General features: G+C 41.4%; 3 protein-coding genes. 2 read left to right on the top strand and 1 reads right to left on the bottom strand.

The window, feature by feature from the left end; genetic code table 11:
• Window positions 1-298: 298 nt before the first annotated feature.
• The gene (locus tag ACHUFW_RS21740; RefSeq protein WP_394206059.1) at window positions 299-1,276 is read right to left on the bottom strand and encodes a transposase; all 978 of its coding nucleotides are present in this window, start codon (window positions 1,274-1,276) and stop codon (window positions 299-301) included.
• Between the two features lie 688 nt (window positions 1,277-1,964).
• On the opposite strand from ACHUFW_RS21740, the gene ACHUFW_RS21735 reads away from it, so the two are divergent.
• Both ACHUFW_RS21735 and ACHUFW_RS21730 read left to right on the top strand, forming a co-directional pair.
• Window positions 1,965-2,435, top strand: coding sequence for a GNAT family N-acetyltransferase (locus ACHUFW_RS21735; RefSeq protein ID WP_394206058.1), 471 nt, complete (start codon window positions 1,965-1,967; stop codon window positions 2,433-2,435).
• Between the two features lie 132 nt (window positions 2,436-2,567).
• Window positions 2,568-3,476, top strand: coding sequence for a hypothetical protein (locus ACHUFW_RS21730; RefSeq protein ID WP_394206056.1), 909 nt, complete (start codon window positions 2,568-2,570; stop codon window positions 3,474-3,476).
• Window positions 3,477-3,774 lie beyond the last annotated feature (298 nt).

The raw sequence follows: 3,774 nt of genomic DNA, 5'->3' as shown, positions 1-3,774 counted from the left end.
ACACAGTTATCAATGTCATCATTAATACCGTCGCCATCGCTATCAGTCACAGGTTGGCCAGCAGAGCAGGCTTGCAGAAAACATATGCCAGCCATTATTAATCAACAACATAGCTAGATTACTGCGAGCTATTCAAAGGCAAAGCAAATAAACACCTTAAAAAGCTGTGCTTAGTAAAAATACACTTTGGAAATCAGCTTAAATCGGCAAAATCAGTCGCTAATCGCTGTTTTTAGCGCAAGAGGTGTTAACTCTGCAAAAGAAGCTGAGGAATTAGGAGAGAGGTGAACGTATGAACTTAGTTTGCAGGCATAAACTGGCAACTACTTGAGAAATGTCGCCTTCGTTTGTTTAGATGTTCACAATAATGGCTAAACTCTTCTAATGTCCCCACAGGGCCATGGAAAAGTTGTCCAAATTCCGTGACGATTTTAACCCAATTGGCTGAGGGTATGTTTAACCTACTCAGTATGTCACAAGCCTGTGAATCAATAGCACCACGCTTATCATCTCGAATCACCCTGCCTGTTTCATCGACCAGTACAAGGTAGTCTTGCAGTGAGAAAGCGATACCTTTGGATTGGTTAGTGCGTTCATTACCAATAAAGGGTAAAAGGCGTTTAGGTTGCTCTCCCGTGAGCGCTGCTTTTACTCTGAGTTTGATACTCGTGAAATCCGACTCTTCTGGCGTACTCGCCATTTTAGCGCGTATCGGATTAAGCTCTACATAGGCCATACAGGCCAACACGGCTGCCTCATCAAGCAATGCTTGTGATTTAAATCGTCCTTCCCAGAAGTGCCCTGTACAGTTATCTTCGAGATTAGCTTGTCTAGCGATAGGTTCGTTTAAGCACCTCATAAACCAACTTATATCGCAAAGGCGCGAGCGATACGTCGCTATCAGATGTTTAAGCTTAGCAACTGCGTACTCTTCAATCACTTCACCTTTTGCAAATTTCTGCGTTAAGCCAGTTCCTTTAAACAGTTTATGCCATTGCAGTACGACATCCCTATCTGACCAAGCATTAACTTGTTCAATATCAATATGTAGGACGACATGAAGATGGTTGCTCATCACTGAATAAGCCGCCACATCGATGGCAAACACTTCAGTGAGCTTTAAGATTTGAGTTTCTACCCAACCACGGCGGTGGTCATAATTCTTACCAGTGTATTTATCATCACCACATAAGAAGGCGCGCCTTACAACGCGACTACAACAGTGATAATAGGATGTGTCTTCGAGACTAATGAGGGTTCGTCTTGGCCTTGGCATGCAACCTCCTTGTTATATGCGCAAATCAAGCATAGCCGGAGGTTGTCATTTACGCCATTAACAGTGGCTGTCCAATTGTTTATTCGATTTGTTATTGCGACGTCTAAATAAGTTATGTAAATTCAGTCATATGAAAGGGTACAGCCACTCTCGTTTATAAGAGTTACTGAGATAACAGGCAGGCAAAGCATGCATGCGCGTTACTACCGAAAGTGTATTGAATACAATTTTGCATGTTCTTTGTTATTGAGTTGTTTTGAAAAGATTTCTAGCGGAAATATGAGTGCACGCTTTCTCAACGGGGCTTGGCAAAACGCGCAAGCCGTATATACAAATGTTCTTGACCTGCGGTAGACGATTTTAGGCAAAATAGAAGTGATAATTTAGTCTAGCCTAAGGAATAGATAGAGCCAAACGCGATGGAAGAAACGCCTTTTCTATGGTAGCTTAAAGGCACTTGCCAAGGCTCGTAAAGCGTAGCTTTTAAAGAGACCTGCAATTGACTTCAAGTAAAGAAGCGATGCTTCCCTCACGCCGCAGGGTGGCCTCATTTAAGCCCCTAGGGCATGGAAAAATACTCATGGATAGAGTTGCTTCAACCTTCTCTTTCCGAATTAAAGAACAAGCTGCTACACGAGACCTACGGCTCGTGAGCTAGGTCGTTATACGAATAAGGAAAGTTCGGAATATGGAAATCAGAATAGACGATTTATCGGGGGATGAAGTCATCAAATTGCTCGAAGAGCACTTGGCTGATATGTATGCAACTTCTCCTCCTGAAAGTGCTCATGCTCTAGATGTTGATGCACTTAAGGCACCAGATATCACATTTTTCAGCGGTTGGGTTAACGGTGAATTGCAAGGTTGTCTCGCTATTAAGCGACTCACTCCCCGTCATATTGAGTTGAAATCAATGAGAACTTCTAGTTCATCCCGAAAGTCAGGTGTTGCTACCAAGCTGTTAGCTCATGCTTTGAATGCAGCCATCGATAATGGTTATCAGAAAGTTAGTTTGGAAACAGGCACTCAAGATTTTTTCCAACCAGCTCGAAGCCTTTATGAGAAATTTGGGTTCACATATTGCGAACCGTTCGCTGATTACGAAGTTGATCCACATAGTTACTTTATGACAAGGGAACTGGCGGAAAAATTCGTATAACAAGCAATTCAAGCAGACCCTCAACGCGTGGCATTTTCGGTTTGCAGATATTTCAGTGGTTACGGTGTAATGCAGAAACAATCGTTGTGCGTTTCGGGCTACTTAATCGGGCGTTAAGTTCTTTGGAGTCTTATGAAGGTTCGGTATATAAAACTTGGTGATTCAGGGAAATGGGAAAAGTCGTGTCTTGAAAACGATCAAGTTGTTAGGCTTGGTTATAACAGTCCCTATCATAATGAATCTTTAAATGGTGAATGGGATGTCGTACGTAACTTCTGGTTAGGCGAAAGAAAAAACAATTCAGGAGCTGCAACAAGAGATATCAACCAAATCAGAGATTTCTATGAGCTTTCAGAAACTGATCTTTGGATTACTTTTTATCAAAGAAAATTGTACTGGTGCCATGCAAAAAAGGAAGTAACCGAGCTTGACGATGGTAGTCGAATTAGAAAAGTCATTGGGGCTTGGAGTTCATGTGATAAGCAAGGTAATCCCCTGACGATAGAAAACATTGATGGGCGTGTTACAAAAGTTCAAGGTTACAGGGGCACAATCTGTAGTGTAGAGCTGGAGGACTACCTTATTCGAAAGATTAACGGAGAGCCACAACCAGAAGTTGAAGCGGCTAAGAAATCTTTATTGTTACTGAAAAATAATGTTGAAGGTTTAATTAAAGGGCTTTGGTGGAGCGACTTTGAGTTATTAATAGATTTAATCTTTTCTCAATCAGGATGGCAGCGTATATCCGTACTAGGTAAAACTGAAAAAGATATAGATTTAGATGTCTTCTCTCCTGTTTCTCAAAAACGAGCATTTGTACAAGTTAAGTCAACCACAAATTCAAATCAGTTTAATGAATATTGTGAAATTTATAAGGAGTATAAACAATACAATGAAATGTATTTTGTTTATCATACCTTTGATGGAACTAAAGATCTGGTCATTAATGATCCTCGCATCACAGTATGGGATATTTCTAGAGTCGCAGACCTAGTTATAAATGCGGGCTTAATTAGTTGGCTAATTGAAAAACGAACTTAACAAGTTGCTTAAACGGACAAAAAACAGTTGGCTTTTGCTCGTTCCTCGCCAATTTTAGCCAACTATTTTATTGCCGCTTAGCAAGGCGTTAGCACGACTATTCACCGTGTCATAAATGCAATCATACATCCCCCCGCTGGAGGCGAAACCTTTCCCCATCAACAGGAAGAAGACAACCACACTTCCCGCTGAAACCGAAACTCTTTCTAGTCCCCATCTGGAAATGACAACCAATCACACAGGGAGAAATTTTGGTTCTTTCGCAAAATAAGCTCAATTCGAAGAGACAATTAACCCG

The organism is Shewanella waksmanii, from assembly GCF_043643685.1.
GTDB classification, from domain to species: Bacteria; Pseudomonadota; Gammaproteobacteria; order Enterobacterales; family Shewanellaceae; genus Shewanella; species Shewanella waksmanii_A.
This window is presented reverse-complemented; position numbering and strand designations above follow the sequence as displayed.

Coding starts and splice junctions, on each gene's coding strand:
- ACHUFW_RS21740 (WP_394206059.1), bottom strand. CDS start 1,276: ATGCCAAGGCCAAGACGAACCCTCATTAGTCTCGAAGACACATCCTAT.
- ACHUFW_RS21735 (WP_394206058.1), top strand. CDS start 1,965: ATGGAAATCAGAATAGACGATTTATCGGGGGATGAAGTCATCAAATTG.
- ACHUFW_RS21730 (WP_394206056.1), top strand. CDS start 2,568: ATGAAGGTTCGGTATATAAAACTTGGTGATTCAGGGAAATGGGAAAAG.